Annotated in this window: 23 protein-coding genes and 1 pseudogene; 11 read left to right on the forward strand and 13 right to left on the reverse strand. The window is 69.5% G+C overall.

From position 1 onward, the window contains the following. Window positions 1-43 precede the first annotated feature (43 nt). Window positions 44-2,650, reverse strand: a complete 2,607-nt coding sequence (clpB, locus tag ACFT4A_RS29970; protein WP_382836014.1) for an ATP-dependent chaperone ClpB — start codon at window positions 2,648-2,650, stop codon at window positions 44-46. 137 nt (window positions 2,651-2,787) lie between these two features. Between clpB and ACFT4A_RS29975 the strand changes: the two genes are divergently transcribed. Beyond that, a complete protein-coding gene (locus ACFT4A_RS29975; protein ID WP_382836017.1) occupies window positions 2,788-3,204 on the forward strand; it encodes a pyridoxamine 5'-phosphate oxidase family protein in 417 nt (138 codons plus the stop codon). Window positions 3,205-3,381: 177 nt separating this feature from the next. Here ACFT4A_RS29975 and ACFT4A_RS29980 read toward each other — a convergent pair whose 3' ends face one another. Continuing rightward, on the reverse strand, window positions 3,382-3,717 hold the full coding sequence (locus ACFT4A_RS29980) for a hypothetical protein (protein ID WP_184594372.1): 336 nt from the start codon (window positions 3,715-3,717) through the stop codon (window positions 3,382-3,384). A gap of 1 nt (window position 3,718) precedes the next feature. Beyond that, on the reverse strand, window positions 3,719-3,916 hold the full coding sequence (locus tag ACFT4A_RS29985) for a hypothetical protein (RefSeq protein WP_382836020.1): 198 nt from the start codon (window positions 3,914-3,916) through the stop codon (window positions 3,719-3,721). Window positions 3,917-4,020: 104 nt separating this feature from the next. On the opposite strand from ACFT4A_RS29985, the gene ACFT4A_RS29990 reads away from it, so the two are divergent. Both ACFT4A_RS29990 and ACFT4A_RS29995 read left to right on the forward strand, forming a co-directional pair. Continuing rightward, on the forward strand, window positions 4,021-5,043 hold the full coding sequence (locus ACFT4A_RS29990) for a helix-turn-helix transcriptional regulator (RefSeq protein WP_382836023.1): 1,023 nt from the start codon (window positions 4,021-4,023) through the stop codon (window positions 5,041-5,043). After that, on the forward strand, window positions 5,040-6,026 hold the full coding sequence (locus ACFT4A_RS29995; protein WP_382836025.1) for a LuxR C-terminal-related transcriptional regulator: 987 nt from the start codon (window positions 5,040-5,042) through the stop codon (window positions 6,024-6,026). Before ACFT4A_RS29990 ends, ACFT4A_RS29995 begins: the two co-directional genes overlap by 4 nt. Here ACFT4A_RS29995 and ACFT4A_RS30000 read toward each other — a convergent pair. Next, window positions 5,989-7,026, reverse strand: coding sequence for a LuxR C-terminal-related transcriptional regulator (locus tag ACFT4A_RS30000; protein WP_382836028.1), 1,038 nt, complete (start codon window positions 7,024-7,026; stop codon window positions 5,989-5,991). The two genes, ACFT4A_RS29995 and ACFT4A_RS30000, sit on opposite strands and share 38 nt — an antisense overlap. Before the next feature lie 232 nt (window positions 7,027-7,258). Here ACFT4A_RS30000 and ACFT4A_RS30005 point away from each other — a divergent pair, with 232 nt between their 5' ends. Continuing rightward, entirely contained in the window at window positions 7,259-8,473 is a 1,215-nt protein-coding gene (locus ACFT4A_RS30005) for a DUF418 domain-containing protein (RefSeq protein ID WP_382836031.1), read from the forward strand. 50 nt (window positions 8,474-8,523) lie between these two features. Here ACFT4A_RS30005 and ACFT4A_RS30010 read toward each other — a convergent pair whose 3' ends face one another. From ACFT4A_RS30010 to ACFT4A_RS30035, 6 genes are all read right to left on the reverse strand, one after another. After that, window positions 8,524-9,633 carry a substrate-binding domain-containing protein gene (locus ACFT4A_RS30010; protein WP_382836034.1) on the reverse strand — a complete coding sequence of 370 codons (1,110 nt, stop codon included), beginning with the start codon at window positions 9,631-9,633 and terminating at the stop codon, window positions 8,524-8,526. A gap of 276 nt (window positions 9,634-9,909) precedes the next feature. Then, entirely contained in the window at window positions 9,910-10,362 is a 453-nt protein-coding gene (locus ACFT4A_RS30015; RefSeq protein ID WP_184594941.1) for a heat shock protein transcriptional repressor HspR, read from the reverse strand. Window positions 10,363-10,367: 5 nt separating this feature from the next. Then, window positions 10,368-11,558 carry a molecular chaperone DnaJ gene (dnaJ, locus tag ACFT4A_RS30020; RefSeq protein ID WP_382836038.1) on the reverse strand — a complete coding sequence of 397 codons (1,191 nt, stop codon included), beginning with the start codon at window positions 11,556-11,558 and terminating at the stop codon, window positions 10,368-10,370. 36 nt (window positions 11,559-11,594) lie between these two features. Beyond that, window positions 11,595-12,245, reverse strand: a complete 651-nt coding sequence (grpE, locus tag ACFT4A_RS30025; RefSeq protein WP_215120036.1) for a nucleotide exchange factor GrpE — start codon at window positions 12,243-12,245, stop codon at window positions 11,595-11,597. Further along, window positions 12,242-14,098 carry a molecular chaperone DnaK gene (dnaK, locus tag ACFT4A_RS30030; protein ID WP_382836041.1) on the reverse strand — a complete coding sequence of 619 codons (1,857 nt, stop codon included), beginning with the start codon at window positions 14,096-14,098 and terminating at the stop codon, window positions 12,242-12,244. Before dnaK ends, grpE begins: the two co-directional genes overlap by 4 nt. Before the next feature lie 94 nt (window positions 14,099-14,192). Next, complete coding sequence (locus tag ACFT4A_RS30035; RefSeq protein ID WP_382836044.1) at window positions 14,193-15,230, reverse strand: MraY family glycosyltransferase; 1,038 nt, start codon at window positions 15,228-15,230, stop codon at window positions 14,193-14,195. Between the two features lie 264 nt (window positions 15,231-15,494). Here ACFT4A_RS30035 and ACFT4A_RS30040 point away from each other — a divergent pair, with 264 nt between their 5' ends. After that, window positions 15,495-17,825 carry a (Fe-S)-binding protein gene (locus tag ACFT4A_RS30040; RefSeq protein ID WP_382836047.1) on the forward strand — a complete coding sequence of 777 codons (2,331 nt, stop codon included), beginning with the start codon at window positions 15,495-15,497 and terminating at the stop codon, window positions 17,823-17,825. A gap of 96 nt (window positions 17,826-17,921) precedes the next feature. Here the strand turns inward: ACFT4A_RS30040 and ACFT4A_RS30045 are convergent, their stop codons facing one another. After that, the gene (locus ACFT4A_RS30045) at window positions 17,922-18,257 is read right to left on the reverse strand and encodes a hypothetical protein (RefSeq protein WP_382836050.1); all 336 of its coding nucleotides are present in this window, start codon (window positions 18,255-18,257) and stop codon (window positions 17,922-17,924) included. Beyond that, a complete protein-coding gene (locus tag ACFT4A_RS30050; RefSeq protein WP_382836053.1) occupies window positions 18,257-18,562 on the reverse strand; it encodes a hypothetical protein in 306 nt (101 codons plus the stop codon). Before ACFT4A_RS30050 ends, ACFT4A_RS30045 begins: the two co-directional genes overlap by 1 nt. Window positions 18,563-18,712: 150 nt before the next feature. Here ACFT4A_RS30050 and ACFT4A_RS30055 point away from each other — a divergent pair, with 150 nt between their 5' ends. From ACFT4A_RS30055 to ACFT4A_RS30080, 6 genes and pseudogenes are all read left to right on the forward strand, one after another. Further along, window positions 18,713-18,973, forward strand: coding sequence for a GntR family transcriptional regulator (locus tag ACFT4A_RS30055; protein WP_382836056.1), 261 nt, complete (start codon window positions 18,713-18,715; stop codon window positions 18,971-18,973). 89 nt (window positions 18,974-19,062) lie between these two features. After that, complete coding sequence (locus ACFT4A_RS30060) at window positions 19,063-19,605, forward strand: GntR family transcriptional regulator (RefSeq protein WP_382836059.1); 543 nt, start codon at window positions 19,063-19,065, stop codon at window positions 19,603-19,605. Next, a pseudogene (locus tag ACFT4A_RS30065) lies at window positions 19,602-19,754 on the forward strand (GntR family transcriptional regulator); the annotation flags it as partial. The gene ACFT4A_RS30060 and the pseudogene ACFT4A_RS30065, both read left to right, overlap by 4 nt. A 67-nt stretch (window positions 19,755-19,821) precedes the next feature. Next, complete coding sequence (locus ACFT4A_RS30070) at window positions 19,822-20,043, forward strand: type II toxin-antitoxin system VapB family antitoxin (protein WP_382836062.1); 222 nt, start codon at window positions 19,822-19,824, stop codon at window positions 20,041-20,043. Further along, window positions 20,040-20,450 (forward strand): PIN domain-containing protein, encoded by a 411-nt coding sequence (locus ACFT4A_RS30075; RefSeq protein WP_382836065.1) that lies wholly within the window; start codon window positions 20,040-20,042, stop codon window positions 20,448-20,450. The genes ACFT4A_RS30070 and ACFT4A_RS30075 overlap by 4 nt, the downstream gene beginning before the upstream one ends. A gap of 166 nt (window positions 20,451-20,616) precedes the next feature. Continuing rightward, window positions 20,617-21,294, forward strand: coding sequence for an HNH endonuclease family protein (locus ACFT4A_RS30080; protein ID WP_382836068.1), 678 nt, complete (start codon window positions 20,617-20,619; stop codon window positions 21,292-21,294). Between the two features lie 67 nt (window positions 21,295-21,361). Here the strand turns inward: ACFT4A_RS30080 and ACFT4A_RS30085 are convergent, their stop codons facing one another. Beyond that, window positions 21,362-22,444, reverse strand: a complete 1,083-nt coding sequence (locus tag ACFT4A_RS30085) for a CPBP family intramembrane glutamic endopeptidase (protein ID WP_382836071.1) — start codon at window positions 22,442-22,444, stop codon at window positions 21,362-21,364. Window positions 22,445-22,963: the final 519 nt, after the last annotated feature.

The raw sequence follows: 22,963 nt of genomic DNA on the forward strand, positions 1-22,963 counted from the left end.
CACATGCAGGGGGGCGGGCCGTCGTCGGCGCGTGTGGTGCCGGTCAGAGAGTCTTGCCCGTCGCCGGGCCCACGATCAGGCCCTCCTCGTAGCGGTCCACCCGGACCGTGTCGCCGTCCTTGATCTCGCCGGAGAGGATCTCCTTGGCGAGGCGGTCGCCGATGGCGGACTGGACGAGGCGGCGCAGCGGGCGGGCGCCGTAGGCCGGGTCCATGCCCTCCTCCGCGAGCCAGGCCAGGGCCCCGGGCGTGATGTCCAGGGTGAGGCGCCGCTCGGCGAGGCGCTTGGCCAGGCGCTCCAGCTGGAGCTTCGCGATGCGCTCCAGCTCGGGCTTGGTCAGCGCGGCGAAGACGACCAGGTCGTCCAGGCGGTTGAGGAACTCCGGCTTGAAGGAGGTCCGCACCACCTCCAGGACCTGCTCCTTCTTCTCCTCCTCGCTGGTGATCGGGTCGACCAGGAACTGGCTGCCCAGGTTCGACGTCAGCACGAGGATCGTGTTGCGGAAGTCGACCGTGCGGCCCTGCCCGTCCGTGAGCCGGCCGTCGTCCAGCACCTGGAGCAGGATGTCGAAGACCTCGGGGTGGGCCTTCTCCACCTCGTCGAGGAGGACGACGGAGTACGGGCGGCGGCGCACCGCCTCGGTGAGCTGGCCGCCCTCCTCGTAGCCGACGTATCCGGGCGGGGCACCGACCAGCCGGGCCACGCTGTGCTTCTCGCCGTACTCCGACATGTCGATACGGACCATCGCCCGCTCGTCGTCGAAGAGGAAGTCGGCGAGGGCCTTGGCCAGTTCGGTCTTGCCCACGCCCGTCGGGCCCAGGAAGAGGAAGGAGCCGGTGGGCCGGTCAGGGTCGGCGATTCCCGCGCGGGACCGCCGTACGGCGTCGGACACCGCCCGCACCGCCTCGGTCTGCCCGATGAGGCGCTTGCCGAGCTCGTCCTCCATGCGCAGCAGCTTCTGCGTCTCGCCCTCCAGCAGACGCCCGGCCGGGATGCCGGTCCAGGAGGCGACGACGTCGGCGATGTCGTCGGAGCCGACCTCCTCCTTGACCATGGTGTCCTTCGCCACCTCCTCCTCGGCCTCGGAGGCGGCCTCCAACTCCTTCTCCAGGGCCGGGATCTCGCCGTAGAGCAGCTTGGAGGCGGTGTCGAAGTCGCCGTCGCGCTGGGCGCGTTCGGCCTGGCCGCGCACCTCGTCGAGGCGTTCCTTCAGCTCGCCGACGCGGTTGAGGGACTGCTTCTCCTTCTCCCAGCGGGCGGTGAGGCCGCGCAGCTCCTCCTCCTTGTCGGCGAGGTCGCGGCGCAGCTTGTCCAGGCGCTCACGGGAGGCGGCGTCGGTCTCCTTGCCGATCGCCAGCTCCTCCATCTTCAACCGGTCTACGGCGCGCTGGAGTTCGTCGATCTCGACGGGGGACGAGTCGATCTCCATGCGGAGGCGGGAGGCCGCCTCGTCGACGAGGTCGATGGCCTTGTCGGGCAGGAAGCGGGAGGTGATGTACCGGTCGGAGAGCGATGCGGCGGCGACCAGCGCGCTGTCCGCGATCTGCACCTTGTGGTGGGCCTCGTAGCGCCCCTTGAGCCCGCGCAGGATCGCGATGGAGTCCTCGACGGTCGGCTCGGCGACCAGCACCTGCTGGAAGCGGCGCTCCAGGGCGGGGTCCTTCTCGATGCGCTCCCGGTACTCGTCGAGGGTCGTGGCACCGACCATGCGCAGCTCGCCGCGCGCCAGCATCGGCTTCAGCATGTTCCCGGCGTCCATGGCGGAGTCGCCGCCCGCCCCGGCCCCGACGACCGTGTGCAGCTCGTCGATGAACGTGATGATCTGCCCGTCGGAGTCCTTGATCTCGGCCAGGACGGTCTTCAGCCGCTCCTCGAACTCGCCCCGGTACTTCGCCCCGGCGACCATCGCGCCCAGGTCGAGCGCGACGAGCCGCTTGTCCTTCAGGGACTCGGGCACATCGCCCTTCACGATCCGCTGGGCGAGCCCCTCGACGACGGCGGTCTTGCCGACACCGGGCTCACCGATCAGCACAGGGTTGTTCTTCGTCCTGCGGCTGAGCACCTGCACGACCCGCCGGATCTCCTGGTCCCGCCCGATGACCGGGTCGAGCTTGCCTTCCCGCGCGGCGGCGGTGAAGTCGGTGCCGAACTTCTCCAGGGCCTTGTACTGGCCCTCGGGGTCGGCCGTGGTCACGCGTCGCTGCCCCCGCGTCTTCTGGAAGGCGGCCTGCAGCTTCCTGGCGTCGGCGCCCTGCTGGGCCAGCACCTCGCCGGCCGCGCCGCCCTTCGCGGCGATGCCGATGAGCAGGTGCTCGGTCGACAGGTACTCGTCGCCGAGCTCCTTGGCGCGGGCCTGCGCGTCGGCGACGACGGCGAGCATCTCGCGGTTGGGCTGGGGCGGCGCCACGGTGGAGCCGGTCACGCTGGGCAGCCCGGCGAGCACGCGCTCGGCTCCGGCGCGGACGGCCGCCTGGTCGGTGTCGACCGCCGCGAGCAGATCGGTGATGTTCTCGTTTTCTCGGGGGCCTCGGCCCTGGAGCAGCGAAAGCAGCAGATGGGCGGGGGTGAGGTCGGGGTGTCCCTCGGTCACGGCCCGGTTGCTGGCCGCGTTGATCGCGTCCCGGCTCCGGTTGGTCAGCTCGGCGTCCACGTTCGCGTTCTCCTCCTCCTTGCACTGACCCGATCAGCACACCGACTGAGTGCACTGACTCAATCAGCGTACATAAAGTTGAGTCTATTCCACTCAAGGCCGGTTCCGGGAGTGCGTGAGGGGCTAAGTTCCGAGTCATGGCCACCAAGTACTCCGTCGATCCGGGCGCCCCCGACGAGCCGTACCTCGCCTTCTGGCGGGAGCGGCACGTCTGCACTCTGACGACTCCCCGCCCGGACGGCACTCCGCACGTGGTACCCGTCGGAGTCACATACGATCCCGACGCCCGTCTGGCTCGGGTGATCGCGAACAAGGCGAGCGCCAAGGTGCGCCATGTGCTGGCCGCCGGGGAGCAGGGGGCGGCCGTCGCCGTCTGCCAGCTGGAGGGCAAGCGGTGGGCCACGCTGGAGGGACGGGCCTTCGTCCACGCCGAGCCCGACCGGGTCGCGGAGGCGGAACGCCGCTACGCGGAGCGCTACGGCCGGACCCCGTCGCCCAACCCGGCGCGCGTGGTGATCGAGATCGAGCTGACGCGGGCGATGGGGCGAGGGTGAGCGGGGTTGGGCGAAGTGAAAATCCACACCGGTGATCGATTGCTTCCGGCCACCGCGTGACCAGGTCGATTCCCGGAAATGTCCCTCAAAACTGCAGCGGCGTCACCGTGTTCAGGTCACGGTGACGCCGCTGCGGGGGGAAGCACCTGAGCGATCTGTTACGACGGGGGAATCGCGTCAGGCACTGCGGGGGGTGGCAGAGATGGTCCGCGGGGCAGGGGATTCGGCGTCCACCTGCTCGTGGTCCCTTTGGTCCAGGTTCACAAAGATCATTCCGTACCGTACGGCGCACCGCACCGGCTGCGGCGCCCCCCGAGGCCGCCGCAGACACCGGTAAGCCCGTACGTCCTCGTCCTCGTCCCGCGTGACGACCACCGGCTCGCCGAAGACGGTCACCATCAACGAGTCACCGCTGTGGGGGATGGCGGTGACCAGGTCGATGAAGTGCCAGCCGGAGCGGTAGGCGGTGGCCATCTCGCGACGGAAGGAGCGGTCGTCGGGTGGAGTGGTCACATCAACGCTCCGAGTCCGCGACGATCGCCGGCCAGTGACTGTCCGCCAGGACATTGGTCTCGGCATCGTTCGCGACGCTCTCAGGCCAATGACTGTCCGCCCTGGTGTCACCCTTCACGCCGGAGTAGTCACTCACTCCGATGAGCGCAACGGCGGAGAAGGCGGCAGCAAGCACCGAGCGAAGCAGTCTCTTGCGCATAGTCGGCTTCGTCCTCACTTGTGAGTCCCCTCTTCCCCCGTCAGGTAAGACGATGGCTCATTCGAACACGTCATGGCCACACAATCGGTGCATCATGTTCCTGCATGTTCAGGACCCTGGGGGGTGTAGATTTCGTGGCAAATCAGACTAAGGCGACGCATCCCCATGCGGTCACCGAGCTGTGCGACGAAGGTAACCGACTCTATGCGTACGCGCTGCGTGCAGGGCGGATCGCACGCACAGACGTGATCTCGGCGCCTTGCCTGGTGGAGTTCGCCCTTCTTCAGCCGGACCCGGGCGACGAGGACTGGTTGCGACCGGTCCCGCCGACGGTCGCGCTCGCCGAGCGTCTGCACCCCATCGAGCGCGACATCGCGGAACGCAGACAACTGTCGATCAAGATCGCGGACGCCTTCGAGCCGTTCATGGCCCTGGGCACCCAGGCGACAGCGACAGACCACTCGCTCACGGTGCTGGAGGGCGGCGACCGGATCAACGCGGCCCTCAACCTGGCCACGGCCCAGTGCCAGAGCGGGATGCTCACCATCCAGCCCAGCGACGACCGGTTCTCCGAACGAAGCCTCACGCAGGGGCTCGAGAGAGACCGGGCGATGATCGAGCGGGGAGTCCGGATACGGACGCTCTACCAGCACACGGCACGCTACAGCCCTCAAAAACTGGCCTATGTCGCTCAACTGGCGAACGGCAAGGCGGAGTACCGCACGATCGACGAGGTGGTGGAGCGTCTCATCGTCTGCGACGAGACCGTGGCGTTCATTCCGGCCCGCGACGACCAGCAGGTCGCCCTGGAGCTCCGCCACCCCGGACTCGTCCGGTACCTGGTGAAGGTCTTCGAGTTCATGTGGAGTCGTTCCGTTCCGCTGACCGCCGGCGCCCCGTACGAACCGACGGCGGACGGCATCACGGACATCCAGTACTCCATCGCCAAACTCCTCGTGGAGGGGCATGTCGACGAGGCCATTGCCCGCCGCCTCGGCATGAATGTGCGCACCTGCCGGGCCCACATCGCCAAGCTCGCCGCCACCCTCGGCAGCGGCAGCCGTGCGCAACTCGGCTTCCTCATCGCCCAGTCCGGGATCCTGGGGCGCGAGGGAGTGACCGAGTGACCTCGACGCCGCATCAGCGGCACAGCGCGGAACAGCTGTGCCCGGCAGGAACAAGACTGTACGAACAGGCTCTCCGTCAGGGGTACTTACCCGTCGAGGAAACGGAGGCGTCCCCCTGCCTGATCGACCTGGGGCTGCTCCGCCCAGGTGCCGACGGCCTGAGCCGATGGGAGCCGGTCTCGGCGGCCGTCGCTCTGCACCGGCTCCTGCGGGACTCCGAGGAGCAGATCGCCCACGAACGGCGGCGTGAGGCGCGACTGGCGGAGACATTCGATCCCCTCATGCGACTCGACGGCAGTCCGGAGGCCACCGATACCGCCCACCTCCGCGCGCTCTCCGGCACGGAGCAGATCAACCAGGCCATCACCGACGCCATGGCGACAGCGTCACGAGAGGTGCTCACGGTCCAGCCCCGCACCGGGCTCACCGGACGACGCGGTGAGGATTCCGACGCGATCGCCCTGGTCCGGGACCAGGAGGTGCTGGATCGCGGCGCACGCGTCCGCACTCTGTATCCGCACACACTGCGCCACTTCCCGAGCATCGCGGCCCGCCACGAGCGGTTGGCGGGAGACGTCGAGGCCCGGAGCCTGGACGAGGTCACCGACCGGATGATCCTGATCGACGCCGCTGTCGCCTTCATCCCTGTGGACCCGGACGGCACCGTCGCGCTGGAGATCCGGCACCCGGCGATCGTCCGCCACCTTGCCACCGCCTTCGACCGCTTGTGGCGCCTGGCAACCCCCATGTACCCCGAAGCCGTCCCCCCGCCCTCCCTCAACGGCGTCACCCCCCGCCAACGCGCCATCGCCACGCTCCTCGTAGAAGGCCACACCGACGCCGTCATAGCCGACCGGCTCGGCATGAACATCCGTACCGCCCGCGTGCACATCGCCAAGCTCGCGGCGACGCTGGGCAGTCAGAGCCGGGCGCAGCTGGGGTTTCTCATCGGGCGGTCGGGGATTCTTGACCGGGAGCCGTGAGGGACGCGGCGGAGCGCGGGGGGCCGTCCAGGCCTGCCTGGGCGATGCGTACGCCCAGTTGCGTACGGCTCGCCGCCCCGAGCGTCTCCGAGAGGCGCGCGATATGGGCCCGGCACGTCCGGACGCTTATGCCCAGCCGTTCCGCGATCACCGCGTCCTGGTGGCCCTCCGCCAGCAGGGCCGCGATGGACTGCTCCCGGTGGGAGATGCCCTCGATGCCGGTCTCGGGGAGCGGCGCGGTCAGGGGGATGGCGAGGCGCCACAGGCGCTCGAACATGGTGACCAGGTACTCGACGATCGCGGGGTGCCGCAGCTCCAGGGCCATCGTGCGGTCGGTGTTGGCGGGGATGAAGGCCACCGTCCGGTCGAAGAGGATCAGCCGGTCGATCACCTCGTCCAGCGTGCGCGCCTCCACGGCGTCGCCCATCAGCTCCAGATACGTCAGCAGCCCCTGCCCGTGCCGGGCGACATGCGTGTAAAGGTCCCGCATCCGCACGCCCCGGCCGCGCAGCGCCAGCGCCCGGTGCAGGCCCTCGGAGAGTTCCGCCTCGCGCCGGATGCCGCCGGGCTGGACCGTGAGCACCTCGGTCGTGCACGCCTGGGTCGCCTCGTCCACCGCCGCCTGGATCCGGGCGAGTCCGTCCAGCACCCGGATCGCCGAGCCCTCCCCGGCCGACGGGGCCGGCCGCACCTGGCGGCCGAGACCGGCGTACCGCTCGACGGCCTCCACCGCCGAACCCACCCGCCGCTGACTCGCGTTGACCTCGTCGTACATCCCGCGCAGCAGCCGGGTCATGACCTCCTGCGGGGAGGTCGGCACCAGCCAGTCCATGTCGTCGGGGTCCGGGTGCAGCAGGGCGAGTTCCAGCAGACAGGGCACCGGTTCGGCGTCCCCGCGCGGCACGCGACCCCGCCGTACGGCCCGGGAATACACGCGATCCCCGGCCTCGCACAGTCGGTCAGCACCGTGTGGATGCTCCTCCGCCCCGTGCCCGGCCATCGCCCATCCCACCCCCGGTCGCCGTCTTTCCGCAGCGCAACTATGCGCGGACCGGCCCTGCTCCGCAACACGGCTCCCCCGCACCCAAGGCCCTTTTCCAGCCGTTTTGACGCCGAATACACCCCCCTCACGGGCTGCTGAATCATGAGGGGGTGGTACGGGCGCAGCCGGCGTGTGACCCTCTGTGAGGGCGGTCCCGGCCGGCCCCGTCCACGGACATCTCGGAGGCCCCGTGACCGTCAACACCGGGGTGGACCCCCGGCGTCTGCCCGCTGTCGACGCGCTGCGGGGTTTCGCCCTGCTGGGCATCCTGGTGGTCAACAGCGCCCAGATGATGGACCCTTACCTCACGGAGGGGATCCGCCGGCCTGACGCGCCCGTGTGGGACCAGGCCGCCGTCCGGCTGGTGACGGCGCTGGCGACCACCAAGTTCTACCTGCTGTTCTCGTTCCTCTTCGGCTACAGCTTCACCCTGCAGCAGGCCGCCGCCGAGCGGGACGGAGGAAACCCCACCGCGCGCTTTCTGCGCCGGTCCCTCGGCCTGGTTCTGCTCGGACTGGCGCACGCGATCCTGCTGTACAGCGGCGACATCCTGCTGACCTACGGCCTCCTCGGCCTGATCCTGCTCCGCGCCCGCCGGATCGGACCGGCCACCGCCGTGAAGGCCGCCGCCTGGATCTACGGGGTCTACGTCGTCATCCTCACCGCACTGGGAGCGCTGGCCACGCGGGTGGACGACGAGGAACCCCCGTCGCACCAGCCGATCGCGCAGTCCGTGGCCGCCTACCGAGGCAGTCCCGGCACCGTCGTCCAGGAGAACCTGGACCGGCTGCCCGAGGCGCTCCTCGGTTCCCTCCTCATGGCTCCGGGCGTGCTCGGCGCGTTCCTCCTCGGTCTGGCCGCGGGGAAGCGGCGCCTGCTCGCGGCCGGCGGGGCGGACCGCGCTCGACTGCTGCGGATCACGGCCGTCGGGCTGTCCGTCGGAGTCCCGGGCGCCCTCTTCTTCGCCTCCGCGGCGGACGGTCCGCTGGACGCCCGGTGGCAACTCCTGGGCATCGGCGTCGGCATGCTGACGGCACCCGCCCTGTCGGCCGCGTACGCCTGCCTCCTGCTGCTCCTGCTGCGCTCGTCATGGGGACACCGGGTGCGGCGGCTGTTCGTCCCGGCGGGGCGCCTGGCGCTCACGAACTACCTCGGGCAGTCCCTGATCATGATGTTCGTGGCCACGGCGTACGGGCTGTCCCTCTACGGGCAGGTGGGCCCGGCGGCCGTGCTGCTGCTCGCGGGCGCCGTGTACGCGCTGCAGCTCGCCCTCAGCACGGTGTGGACCCGGCGCCACCGGCACGGGCCCGCTGAGTGGCTGCTCCGGGCGATCACCCTGGCCGGACGGCCGGGCAGGGCCGGCGCACCGAGAGCGCCGGAGCGCGCGGCGGCCCACCGGGGCTGAACGGCTCCGTACGCGCGAAGCCGCTCGTACGCACGAAGCAGCTCACCGGGTCACTTCAGGCCGATCGCCCGGCACGCCGCCTCGTACTTGGCCGTGCAGATGTCCGACAGCTTGTAGATGTCGTCCGCGACCACCGTGTCCTTGATGTTGCCCTTCGTCAGCGCGACCACGGGCACGAGCTGGGCGGGGATGGCCTTGTGGGTGGGGCTGTCGACCTTGTCGCGGGTGAGGGCGGCGAACTGGATGTCCCGGCCCTGGACCTTGGCCACGGCCATCTCCGCGGCGTTCTCGGCCTCCTGCGGGTACGACTTGTACACGCTCATGTACTGCTCGCCCGCGATGATCCGCTGCACCGCCGGGAGCTCCGCGTCCTGGCCGGTGATCGGCGGCAGATCGGTCACGCCCGCGTCCTCCAGCGCCTTGACGATGCCGCCGGCCATGCCGTCGTTGGCGGAGTAGACGGCGGCGATGTCGTCCTTGCCGATCGCCTGGATCGCGTCGGCCATGTTGGCCTGCGCGTTCTCCGGCTTCCAGTCCTTGGTGTCGAAGGACTGCGCGATCGTCACCTTGCCGTTCAGCTCGGACATCGCCCCCGCCTTGAACTGCTTGGCGTTCGGGTCGGTCGACGAGCCGTTCATCATGACGATCTTGTCGGAGAGGCTCGCGTCCTCGCCGATGGCCTCCAGCAGGGTGCGCCCCTGGACCTCGCCGACCAGCTCGTTGTCGAAGGAGATGTAGGCCTCGATCGGCCCCTCGGCCAGCCGGTCGTAGGCGATGACCGGGATGCCCGCGTCCTTGGCCTTCTTGACGCCGCTCGCGATGGCCTGCGAGTCGACCGCGTCCAGCAGGATCACATCGACCCGGTCGTCGATCATCTTCTGCATCTGGCCCGCCTGCGTGTCGGCGTCCGCCTCGGCGTTGGCGTACTCCACGCGGCCCTTGTTGTTGGTGAGGGACTCGACCTTCGTCTTGATGATCGGGTAGTCGAAGTTCTCGTACCGGGTGTTCGCCTTCTCCGGGAGCAACAGGCCCACGGTGATGTCGTTGCCCTTGGCCGGGCTCGCGTCGTCACTGCTCCCCGTCGCGTTGAGCGCGCCGCACCCGGCGAGCGTGACGGACATCGCGGCCGCGGCCACGGATATGGAGATACGACGACGCATGTCGGGAGCTCACTTCACGTGTGATTCGGACGTGGGCACAGCTTTGTGGCCCATGTGACTGAAAAGCCAACGCGGACGCGGCCCCCAGCGTCAAGCGGAAGCACTTAACGAGATGACAACACCACGCTCCGCGAGTGTTGTGAAGACTCTGCGGAATCATCTCCAAGTTCCCTGCACGGGCCACCCATCGGCAGGAGACCGAGCGAAACCGGGCCAAGACATGCGAAAGGGGCCGGGAGTTGCCTCCCGGCCCCTTCACAGACTCTGGACAGGCAGTCAGTCGGACTGCTGCTGCCGCTTCGGCCGCCACACCACCAGCGCGCTGCTCTGCTGTACCTCCTGGTACGGCACGAGGTCGCGGCGGTACGACGCGTGCACCGCCGCCTCGCGCTGGCGCATCGCCGCCGCCGCGCCGTCGAGCGCGTTCTCCAGTTCGGCCGCACGGGCCTGGAGCGCGGCGACCTGGTTCTCCAGTTCGATGATGCGCTTGATGCCGGCGAGGTTGATGCCCTCGTCCTGCGACAACTGCTGCACCTGACGGAGCAGTTGGATGTCGCGGGCCGAGTAGCGCCGGCCCCGGCCGGCGGTGCGGTCGGGGGACACCAGGCCCAGGCGGTCGTACTGGCGCAGGGTCTGGGGGTGCAGGCCGGACAGCTGGGCCGCCACCGAGATGACGTAGACCGGGGTTTCCTCGGTCAGTTCATACGGATTGCGCCGACGACCGTCCATCTGACTCATGCTCCCTTCGCGGCCTGGAACAGATCCGCCCGCGGATCCTCACCCGAAGTCGCCTCGCGATACGCCTCGAGCGCGTCACGAGCCTTCCCCGTCAGGTCCGTCGGAACACTCACTTCGACGGTGACCAGAAGGTCCCCGCGGGTGCCGTCCTTGCGGACCGCGCCCTTGCCCCGGGCGCGCATGGTGCGGCCGTTGGGCGTGCCCGGCGGGAGCTTCAGCGTGACGGGCGGGCCGCCCAGCGTCGGCACCCGGACCTCGCCGCCGAGGGCGGCCTCGGCGAAGGTCACCGGGACGGTGACGGTGAGGTTGTCGTCCTTGCGGCCGAACACCGGGTGGGCGTCGACATGGACGACCACGTACAGGTCGCCCGCCGGGCCGCCCCGCTCACCGGGTGCTCCCTTGCCGCGCAGCCGGATCCGCTGGCCGTCGCTGACGCCCGCGGGGATGCGCACCTGCATGGTCCGCGAGGACTTGGCCCGGCCGCTGCCCTTGCAGACCTCGCAGGCGTGCTCCGCGATCAGGCCGCGGCCCTTGCAGTCCGGGCAGGGGTCGGTGAGGGAGAAGCCCCCGCCGCTGCCCCGGGCGACCTGCCCGGTGCCGACGCAGGTCGGGCACACGCGCGGTGTGCCGTTCTTGTCGCCGGTGCCCGAGCAGGCCTTGCAGGGCGACTGCGAGGACATGCGCAGCGGAACCGTCGCGCCCTCGATCGCCTCGGTGAAGCTGAGCGTGACCTCGGACTCGATGTCCTGGCCGCGCCGCGGGTTCGTGCGCGTCCCCGCGCCCGTACCGCCGCGGTTGAACAGGCCCCCGAAGACGTCACCGATCCCGCCGCCGAAGCCGCCGGCTCCCTGGCCGCCGCCCTGGCCGCCCTGGGCGCCGCCGAAGAGGTCACCCAGGTCGAAGTTGAACGAGCCGCCCGCGCCGCCCGGCCCCGGGCGGAAACCGCCGTTGCCGAAGAGGGCGCGTGCCTCGTCGTACTCCTTGCGCTTCTTGGGGTCGCCGAGAATGTCGTTGGCCTCGGAGATCTCCTTGAAGCGCTCCTCCGCCTTCGCGTTTCCCGTGTTGGCGTCCGGGTGGTTCTCGCGGGCGAGCTTCCGGTACGCCTTCTTGATCTCGGCGTCGGTGGCGTCCTTGGGGACGCCGAGGACCTTGTAGTAGTCCTTCTCGATGAAGTCCTTGGTGCTCATCCTCGACGCCCCTCCTTCCTGTCGTCCGTGATGACGTCAGCCCTCGTCCGGGCCACCGCTCTCCTTGTCGTCGGCGTCGGCGGACTCGTCCGCCTTGACCGTCTGCGCCCCCGGCTGTGGTTCGGCCACGGCCACCCGCGCGGGGCGGATGGTGCGCTCGCCGATCCGGTACCCGGGCTGCAGAATCGCCACGCACGTCGTCTCGGTGACGTCCGGTGCGTAGCTGTGCATCAGGGCTTCGTGGATCGTCGGGTCGAAGGGCTCGCCCTCCTTGCCGAACTGCTGCAGGCCCATCTTCGCCGCGGTGCTCTCCAGCGACTCGGCGACGGACTTGAAGCCGCCGACCAGTTCGCCGTGTTCGCGTGCGCGGCCGATGTCGTCGAGCACGGGCAGGAGCTCGGTCAGGAGGTTCGCGATGGCGATCTCCTTGACCGCGATCCGGTCGCGCTCGACCCGGCGGCGGTAGTTCTGGAACTCGGCCTGGAGGCGCTGGAGGTCGCCCGTGCGCTCGTTGAGCGCCGTGCGGGCCTGGTCCAGCTGGGCCACCAGGGCCACGTCCTGTCCCGTGTCCCCGGCCGGGGCCGCCGCCTCCTCGGAGGGGGCGGCCTTCGGCTCGGCGTCATCGGAGGTGGCGCCGGAAGGGACGTCGGGCTGCTGCTCGTCGAAGCCCGGGGTCTCCTCCGTCACGCGGCACCGTCCTTCCGGTCCTCGTCGACGATCTCGGCGTCGACGACGTCGTCGTCGGCCTTGGCGTCACCGGCACCGGCACCCGCGCCGGCTCCGGCGGCGCCGTCGGCCTGCGCGGCGTTGGCGTCGGCGTACATGGCCTGGCCGAGCTTCTGCGAGACGGCCGCGACCTTCTCCGTGGCGGTGCGGATCTCGGCCGAGTCCTCGCCCTTGAGCTTCTCCTTCAGCTCAGTGACGGCTTCCTCGACCTCGGTCTTGATCTCGCCCGGGACCTTGTCCTCGTTGTCCTTGAGGAACTTCTCGGTCTGGTAGACGAGCTGCTCGCCCTGGTTGCGGGACTCGGCGGCCTCGCGGCGCTTGTGGTCCTCCTCCGCGTACTGCTCGGCCTCCTGGCGCATGCGGTCGACCTCGTCCTTCGGCAGCGAGGAGCCGCCGGTGACGGTCATCTTCTGCTCCTTGCCGGTGCCGAGGTCCTTCGCCGTGACGTGCATGATGCCGTTGGCGTCGATGTCGAAGGACACCTCGATCTGCGGGACGCCGCGGGGCGCCGGGGGCAGACCGGTCAGCTCGAACATCCCGAGCTTCTTGTTGTACGCCGCGATCTCGCGCTCGCCCTGGTAGACCTGGATCTGCACGGAGGGCTGGTTGTCCTCGGCGGTGGTGAAGATCTCGGACCGCTTGGTCGGGATCGTCGTGTTCCGCTCGATGAGCTTGGTCATGATGCCGCCCTTGGTCTCGATACCGAGGGACAGCGGGGTGACGTCGAGGAGCAGGACGTCCTTGACCTCGCCCTTGAGGACACCGGCCTGCAGGGCGGCGCCGATGGCGACGACCTCGTCCGGGTTGACGCCCTTGTTGGCGTCCTTGCCGCCGGTCAGGTCCTTGACCAGCTCGGCGACGGCGGGCATACGCGTGGAGCCACCGACGAGAACGACGTGGTCGATCTCGGAGAGGTTGATCCCGGCGTCCTTGATGACGTTGTGGAACGGCGTCTTGCAGCGCTCCAGCAGGTCCGCGGTCAGCTGCTGGAACTGCGCGCGGGTGAGCTTCTCGTCGAGGTGCAGGGGGCCCTCGGCGGAGGCGGTGATGTAGGGCAGGTTGATCGAGGTCTCGGTGGACGAGGACAGCTCGATCTTCGCCTTCTCGGCGGCCTCGCGCAGACGCTGCAGGGCCATCTTGTCCTTGCCCAGGTCCACGCCGTGGCCGGACTGGAACTGCTGGACCAGGTAGTCGACGATGCGCTGGTCCCAGTCGTCACCACCGAGGTGGTTGTCACCGTTGGTGGCCTTCACCTCGACGACGCCGTCGCCGATCTCCAGCAGCGAGACGTCGAACGTACCGCCACCGAGGTCGAAGACCAGGATGGTCTGGTCGTCCTTGTCGAGGCCGTACGCCAGGGCGGCCGCGGTGGGCTCATTGACGATGCGCAGGACGTTGAGGCCCGCGATCTCGCCGGCCTCCTTCGTGGCCTGACGCTCGGAGTCGTTGAAGTACGCCGGGACGGTGATGACCGCGTCGGTCACCTTCTCGCCCAGGTAGGACTCGGCGTCCCGCTTCAGCTTCTGGAGCACGAAGGCGCTGATCTGCTGCGGGTTGAAGGGCTTCCCGTCGAGCTCGATCTTCCAGTCCGTGCCCATGTGCCGCTTGACGGAGCGGATGGTCCGGTCCACGTTCGTGACCGCCTGGCGCTTGGCCACCTCTCCGACGAGCACTTCACCGTTCTTGGCGAAGGCGACGACGGACGGCGTGGTCCTGGCGCCCTCGGCGTTGGTGATGACGGTGGGCTCGCCGCCCTCCAGAACGCTGACGACGGAGTTAGTCGTGCCCAGGTCGATGCCGACCGCACGTGCCATGGTTGATTCCTCCAGCTGACTTGAGTGGAACGGACTCAAGTGTGCACGACGACCCCCGACCGGTCAACAGAGGTGAGTCGACCGGACTCAACTCTTATCCGTTCCTTACACGCAATGGGGCTCTGACCTGCGGCGACATCTCACGCCGAGGGGCCCGGGGGCCTCGGGAGGGGGACACCGAGACGCGTGACACAGCGAGGACGACGACGAGCGCCGCCCCCGCCACCCACCACAGCACGTCGTTGCCGACCCAGCCGGCGTGCGCGAGTACCCCGACGGCCACCCCGGACAACGCCCCGGCCCCCAGCAGCAGGCTCGCCCCCGGCGCGGTCAGCCCGAGCCGCCGCAGCCGGTGCGCGAGATGGTCGGGGCCGCCGCGCAGCACGGCCCGCCCGGCCAGCCGCCGCGACAGCAGCACCAGCCCGGCATCGGCGCACACCAGAGCGGTCAGTGCGAACAGCACCCCCGCGCTCTCCCCGACCCCGGACCCGGCCCGCGCGTACACGGCCCCCAGGGCGATCACGAACCCCGCGGGCATGGACCCGCACGCCCCGAGCGCGACCCGGGCCGGATGCCAGTTGTGCATGAGGAACCCGGTCAGCGCGGCGGCCAGCACGCTCATCAGCACGGCGATCCCGTCCATCACCTCGACCGCGGCGCAGACCCCCACCCCGAAGGCGGTCACGACCCCCACGGTCCCGGCGAGCCCGTCGGCGTGATCGACCCCCCGGAACCCGAGCGTCAGCCCCGCCACCCACACGACGGCCAGCAGCCCGGTCCCCACGCCCGTCTCCCCGTACGGCACGACGCACGCGGCCGCCGCGGCCGTACCGGCGAAGAGCACCCGCCGCCGCAGCCGCCACACGTCGTCGACCAGCCCGAGCAGGGCGACCACACCCCCGGCGACGAGCAGCTCCCGCACCTCTCCCCCGGTCGGCACACCCTCCACCCACCCGTAGCCGCACACCACCACCCCGGTGGCCACCACGACGGCCACACCCCCGGACAGCGGCACCTCCCGCTGCCGCCGCCGGTCGACCAGCCGCGACCAGCGGGCGGGCGTCCGGAGGAGGGCGGCGAGCAGGGCGGTGAGCAGAAGGGCGATGGCGGCGGCTGCGATCCCGTAGAGCACGGATCTAAATTAGGCGGGACTATGACAATTCGGTACGACTAACACGACGGATTACCCGACCGGATTCCGACTGAGCCCTGGCTGGATCCGTATGCGTTCTGAGGCAACCCTCAGCGATTCAGATCACCCCCCACCCGGCTACAGTGCGGCGGAGGATAGGGGTAGTCTCAGACGGACTGCATAAGTTACCGCTTAGTAATTTCGGGAACCCTCTGAAACGGAGAGGGTCCCGACAGAAACCCCTCGCAGGCCCGAGGAGCCCCCATGCAACTCGCCGCGATCATCGTGTCGCTGGTTCTGACCGTGGTCGGCGTCGCGCTGCTCGCACGCGCGATCGGCCAGTTCGTCCGGTACTTCAAGCTGGGCCAGCCGGTCCCGGCAGGCGCCCGGACCGACAATCCCTACCAGCGCAGCGTGACCCTGGTGAAGGAGTTCCTCGGGCACACGCGCATGAACCGGTGGGGCATCGTCGGTGTCGCGCACTGGTTCGTGGCCGTCGGCTTCCTGACGCTGCCGCCGACCCTGGCGCAGGCCTTCGGGCAGCTGTTCAAGGCCGACTGGGTGCTGCCGGTCATCGGCGGCTTCCTGCCGTTCGAGCTGTACATCGAGTTCATCGGTGTGATGACGGTCCTGGGCATCGCGGTGCTCATCGCGATCCGCCTGCTGAACCTGCCGTCGCGCCCGGGCCGCAAGTCCCGCTTCGCGGGCTCCAAGGCCGGTCAGGCCTACTTCGTCGAGTACGTCATCCTCACCATCGGCCTGGCGATCTACGTGCTGCGGGGCCTGGAGGGCGCGCTGCACCACGTGGAGCACTACGAGGCGGCGTACTTCGCCTCGTACCCGCTGGTCCTGGCCTTCAAGGGACTGAGCGTCGCGGCGCTGCAGAACCTGGTCTACCTGGTCGCGACGATCAAGATCGGCACCTCGTTCGTCTGGATGATCGTGGTCTCGCTCAACACCAACATGGGTGTGGCCTGGCACCGCTTCCTGGCGTTCCCGAACATCTGGTTCAAGCGCGAGGCGAGCGGCGGCACGGCCCTCGGTGCCCTGCAGCCGATGACGTCCGGCGGCAAGCCGATCGACTTCACCGACCCGGGCGACGACGACGTCTTCGGCGTCTCCCAGGTCGAGCAGTACTCGTGGAAGGGCCTGCTGGACTTCTCCACCTGCACCGAGTGCGGCCGCTGCCAGTCGCAGTGCCCCGCCTGGAACACGGGCAAGCCCCTCTCCCCCAAGCTGCTGATCATGTCCCTGCGGGACCACGCGCACGCCAAGGCGCCGTACCTGCTGGCCGGCGGCGGCAAGACGATGGAGGGCGAGGAGAAGGCGTCCGAGGAGCAGCTGGCCGATGTGCCCGCGGCCGCCCTCGCGGAGGCCGAGCGCCCGCTGATCGGCACCGCCGAGGAGAACGGCGTCATCGACCCGGACGTCCTGTGGTCCTGCACCACCTGCGGCGCCTGCGTCGAGCAGTGCCCGGTGGACATCGAGCACGTCGACCACATCGTCGACATGCGCCGCTACCAGGTGATGATCGAGAGCGCGTTCCCGTCCGAGGCGGGCACGATGCTCAAGAACCTGGAGAAGAAGGGCAACCCCTGGGGCCTGGCGAAGAAGCAGCGTCTGGAGTGGCTGAAGGAGCTGGACTTCGAGGTCCCGGTCGTCGGCAAGGACATCGAGGACCTGTCCGAGGTCGAGTACCTGTACTGGGTCGGCTGCGCGGGCGCCCTCGAGGACCGCGCCAAGAAGACCACCAAGGCATTCGCCGAGCTGCTGAACATCGCGGGCGTCAAGTTCGCCATCATGGGCGGCGACGAGAAGTGCACGGGTGACTCCGCCCGCCGCCTGGGCAACGAGCCGCTGTTCCAGGAACTCGGCATGGAGAACGTCATGGCGCTCAACATGGCGTTCGGCGAGGAGATGGACGACGAGGGCAAGGTGACGCCCGAGTCGGCGAAGCCCAAGTCGGCCAAGAAGATCGTCGCGACCTGCCCGCACTGCCTCAACACGCTCGGCAACGAGTACCCGCAGCTCGGCGGCGACTACGAGGTCATCCACCACACGCAGCTGCTCCAGCACCTCGTCGACGAGGGCAAGCTGATCCCGGTCACGCCGGTCGAGGGCATCATCACGTACCACGACCCGTGCTACCTGGGCCGCCACAACAAGATCTACACGCCCCCGCGCGAGATCATCGCCAGCGTCCCGGGCATCCGCAACGAGGAGATGCACCGCCACAAGGAGCGGGGCTTCTGCTGCGGTGCCGGTGGTGCCCGGATGTGGATGGAAGAGCGCATCGGCAAGCGCATCAACAACGAGCGCGTCGACGAGGCCCTGTCGGTCAACCCCGACATCGTCTCCACGGCCTGCCCGTTCTGCCTCGTCATGCTCACGGACTCCGTGAACGGCAAGAAGAACGACGGCAAGGCCAAGGAGTCGATCACCGTGGTGGACGTGGCCCAGCTCCTGCTGGACTCCGTCAAGACCCCGGTCCCCGCGGAGGTCTCCGACGGCGACGACGATGACAACGACGACGGCGAGCCGCCGGCGGGCGCGTCGGACTCGGAGAACGCGCCGGAGCCGGAGCCGGTGAAGTAACCGGCCGTCACGGCTGTCGCCGACGCCCCCTGTCCTGAATGGGCAGGGGGCGTCGGTGTCTTACGGCCTACTCGCCCGGAGCTGCAACGGCGAGGCTCATGGGACTGCCCGCCCCGACGATCCGCCGCCCCGCTGCCCTCTGCACTCGGCGACGCGAAGGGTGTCACGCAAGGCTTCGGTCAAGCGCACTGCCAGAAAGCGCAGTTGCACCTCTGTGGCGTTCGGGAGCATGTCGTCCGCGTGGGCGAGGAGTTGCGTGCCCATGGTGAGCTGCGTTTCTTCCGTGATGTCGGCCAAGCGGGACAGGCGCCCTCCACACGCGTCACTGATCAGGTAGCTCGACTTGCCCTCGGGTGTCGACCAGGGCAGGAGACGCGCTTCGCGCAAGTGCCGCACCGCCTTCGACTCCGGCGCTTCGGTTTCCCCATCCATCAGGCGACCTCGGTCCCCTCATGCCAGTAGGGCCCCGGCATGCCCGGCCTCAGGGCCGCCATGGCCAGTTCGCGCCGGCGTTGGCGTAGCTCGTGGGCGACCAGGTAGGGGCGTACGGCGACGGTCGCGGTGCCGTCGAGGGCGGTGTCCGTCCCGTTCGGGCTGCGGTGAGTGGGAAGTGGAGCCCGCTCCGGGGAAGTGTCGGCGGACCAGGATCGCGGCGGGTGTGCGGGGCGGCGGCACCCGCTGCGGGGGAAGGCCAAGAGGCCCGCCCACGTGAGGAAGCGGCAGATAAGGTCGGTCACGTCATCAGCTCCGTTCGACTGTGGCTGGCGGCCATGCCCCCGGACGGCTCCACCCGTCGCGGGGGTCTCCGCGTTCGTTCCTTCTCCATCGCGGTCTACCGCAGTCTACTGCGGTCGCGCGGTCTACCGCAGAGTTTTAGCGTCCACTGCATGAGTCCCGAGCTTGATCGCACGCGCCCTGTCTGGCGGCAGGTGGCAGCAGCCATCGCCGACCGCATCACCGAGGGGACGTACCCCGTAGGCAGTCGAGTGCCGTCCGTCGTCGAGCTCTCCACCGAGTTCGGAATCGCCGCTTCGACCGCGCAGAAGGCACTGACCCATCTCAAGACGGAAGGACTCATCCGGGCCGAGGTCGGTCTCGGCTCGTTCGTCGCGGAGCGCCCCGAGGAGCCCTCGGACGACGGAGCGTAGGCGGGGACCGCAGGGCGCGGTCAGCCATCGCGTGTCTACGGTGCTGCTGAACAGGCCTGTTGTCACCTTCAGCTGTACCGGAGGGCACCGTGAGCGCGAGCAAGTGGATCAGCACGTCGATGCCGTACCTGACGCCGCGCGAGCGAGACCAGGGCGATGCCTGGAGCGCCGACGCGGCCGCTCAGGGCCGACGAGGATCCCAGCGGATCGTCCATGCCGGAGAGGTGCCCGCTCCCGCCGAGGTGGCGCCCCTGCTCGGCGTCACCGAAGCCGAACCCGTCGTCGTACGGCGCCGCCTCATCCTCCTAGACGAGGAGCCGAACGAACTCACCGACACCTACTACGCGGTCGACATCGCCCGGGGAACCCCACTCGCCGCAACGGCCAAGATCCGCGGCGGAGCCGTCACCCTGCTCGCCGAGCTGGGACATGTCGGCGCGCTCGTCAGGGAGGACGTCACGGCCGCCCTGCCCGGGGAAGAGGAGCAGCAGGCCCTGCGGCTGACACCGACGCAACCCGTCCTGCGCCTCACCCGGCTCACCCTGGACCGCGACGACCGGCCGATCCAGGTCGACCGGATGGTGATGCCCGCGCGGCGCCAGCAGTTGCGTTACGAGATCAGGATCGGATGACCGTGCCCAAGGCCGAACCGGAAGCCCACGGCCGCCGCTCGCTGCACGAACGGATCGCGGCCGACCTGCGCGACGACATCATGACGGGCGAACTGCCGCCGGGCGCCAACCTGCCCTCCACCGCGCAGCTCAGGATCAGACACTCAGCCGTGGACTCGCGAATGTTGGTGCCGTATTCTTCTATGTACATCACCAACATCGCGAGGGAGATGCTGAATGTCTGTAACTCAGATCGACATCGACGACGACGCTCTGGAACGCGCCATGGCTCTGTCCAAGGTCAGGACCAAGAAGGAGGCGGTCAATCTCGCTCTGCACTTCTACGCCGAACAGCAGGAGCGGGCGGCGCGCATCAGCCGTCACTTCGAGCGTGCGGGTGAGTGGGGTGCCGTCGAGGATGCCGAGCGGCTGCACCGGGCGGAGAAGCACAGCCGGTGATCTATCTGCTCGACACGTCCGGCCTGGTCCGGCTGCTCCGTGACCCGAAACTGCGATCGGCCTGGTACGACGCGATCGACGCCGGGGCCATCGCATCCTGCTACGTGCAACGCGCCGAGTTCTTGTACAGCGCCCGAAACGGTCGCGAGTACGACGAGATCGCGGAAATGTTCTCCGACCTCTATCCCGACGCAGCGGTGCCGAAGAACGCAGGGCGTTGGATCAGCGCGGTGCAACACCGTATGGCCCGGGCCGGGGAGCATCGCAGTGCCTCGGCAGTGGACCTCGTCATCGCCGCTACTGCCGCCCACCACGGCCTGGCTGTCCTCCACGACGATGCCGATTACCGTACTGTCGCCCGATACGCATCCGACCTGACCGAGCACAACGTCCACGACATCGCCTGAGGCGCTTCCCCCGCCGGACAGATTGCGGCGGGCGCGCCGCCTCCGACGCAGACACCCCCATCAGGTGATCAGTAGAACACCTGCCCGGTGAACCCGCGCAGCCATCTGGCTCATTCGTTCGAGTCGAACCCCTCGAACGAGGTACACGCCATCGATTCTGCGATGCGTGATCAAAAACCTCAGGCGTGCCGCGCTCGCGGTCGCACTCGTAGTCCTTCCCCTGCTGGTATCCACCCCGGCCCAGGCGCACGGCCGGGCCGCCGAGCCGCGCACCCTCCCGATGGCGACCGCGGTCGGCGTCCTGCCCCTGGCGGAGGAGGTGCGGGAGGGCTACCAGCGCACGAGCTTCCGGCACTGGAACGCGGGCCAGAACCCCACCGACGGCTGCAACACCCGCGCGGAGGTGCTCATCTCCGAGGCGGTCGACCCGCCCGAGATCCTCGCCGGGTGCAGGCTCTCCGGAGGGCGGTGGTGGTCGTACTACGACGCGAGGTGGGTGACCGAGGCCGGCGGTCTGGACGTGGACCACATGGTGCCGCTCGCCGAGGCCTGGGATTCCGGGGCCTCGCAGTGGACCGCCCAGCGGCGTGAGGCATACGCCAACGACCTCGACGCCCTGACCTCCCTCATCGCCGTCACCGCGGCCTCCAACCGCAGCAAGGCCGACAAGGACCCGGCCGAGTGGCTGCCGCCGGCCGCCGGCGTCACGTGCCGGTACATCTCGGAGTGGGTCGGGACCAAGCTCCGCTGGGGCCTCACCGTCGACACCGTCGAGTTCGAGGCACTCACCCGGCTCGCGCAGGACTGTCCCGACACCACCGTGACGTTCGATCCCGCGCCGTAGGACCGTTACCGTTGGCCCGCCTCGGCGACGGGGCGGGGCCACCAACGCCCTCAGGTTTCCCCCGGGGCTACGGTCCCGGGGCGGGCGGTACGTCTCCGTGAGGTGCGGGGCCGGTTCCCGGCGGGGCGACGCCGCCCGGGACGCCGTAGGGGTGGCCGGGCATGGCCCCGTACGGCATGGCGTACGGCGGGTACGAGGCGTACGGCGGAGGCTGGGCGGGCGGCGGCATCGGCGGGGCGAGGCGCTGCGGTCGGTGGCGTCGGGCCAGCCACAGTACGAGCGCCGCGTACATCAGGGTCGTCACCACGTCCGCGAGGGCCAGCGGCCAGGGCGAGTCCGCCGCGGTCTCCTCCGACGTCAGCCCGTCGACGACCGCGGCGAGGGTGCCGAAGGCCACCAGGTTGTTCAGGACGTGCAGCGCGACGGCGGCCTCCAGGCCACCGGTCCGGATGGTCAGCCAGCCCGCCACCCCACCGAAGACCAGCAGGCCGACGAAGCCCCACGTGGTGCCCCAGCCGTGGGCGGCGGCGAACAGCACGGCCTGCGGGAGCACCGCGAACCAGGGGGAACGGGCGAACGCACCGACCGCCTGCGTCAGCCAGCCCCGGAAGACGTACTCCTCGGCCGCGGCCTGCACGGGGACGAAGACGGCCAGCACGCCCAGGGACGTGAGGAACGACCCCCAGCCCACCCACACCGCCTCGGACTCCCCCGCGCCGGTCTCGCCGCCGGGCACGAGGAATGCGGTCCCCGTCAGCACGGCCACGGGGAGCACCGCCGCCAGCAGGCACCACCCCAGCCAGCGCCACCGCAGCCGTCCGGCCACCGACGACAGCGTCCCGGCCGGCCGCCGCCCCGGCCACAACACGGCCAGCAGAACCAGCGGCAGGACGATCGCGATGTATGTCAGGTCCAGTGCCGTGTTGCTCAGCAGCCCGAAGTCGGGTCCGCCATCGGGTAGTTCGGGGCTGCCGGCCAGCTCCCCGAAGACGTAGGCGAGGCCGATCAGCAAGAGGCTGAGTATGAGATAGGCGACCATGAACAGCAGCGTGCCGACCACGGGCCGCCACCAGCGGTGACGGCCCGTGAGGTGGCCCATGCGGTGGTAGGGGAGGCCGTCGGGGCCGGGCGGCGGCAAGGGAGTTGTCATGATCGACAGCCTCCCAAGGGCACACCGCCCCGGGCGTCCGCCCGGAGCAGGAGCGGCCGCTCGGTCTCAGGGTGGACGCCCGGGCCGCCACGAGGAGACCTTCCGGCGCCGACCGCGTGCCCATCGCTTCCGCCTGGGCGAACCCTGGGTAACCGGCGACGGTCCGGAGTTGTGGTGTGGGGGCGCATCAGGGGGCGCATTGGGCCGGCGTGCGGGATTCGCGACTGCATCCATGCCGACGTCGCCCCCAGCAAACTCGACGCCCTGGAAATGTGAAGATCCCTCCGCCACCTCCATCGGCGCCGACAGCCCTCACACCCCCTTGCGCCAGCAACAACAGACCTCGTCAAGAGGCAGTTGATTAGGCCTCACACCTCAACACACGGCACCCCCGCCACACTTCACAGGTATCAAAACAGTAAAGAGGGTTCCGCCTAGCGAATTTTTGTTGAACTATGAAGGTCCACAAATGAGGGGGGTTTGTGAAGATCACCGGTTGCGCTTCGCGCAGCTTCGGGC

The organism is Streptomyces sp. NPDC057099, assembly GCF_042671245.1.
GTDB classification, from domain to species: domain Bacteria; phylum Actinomycetota; class Actinomycetes; order Streptomycetales; family Streptomycetaceae; genus Streptomyces; species Streptomyces purpurascens.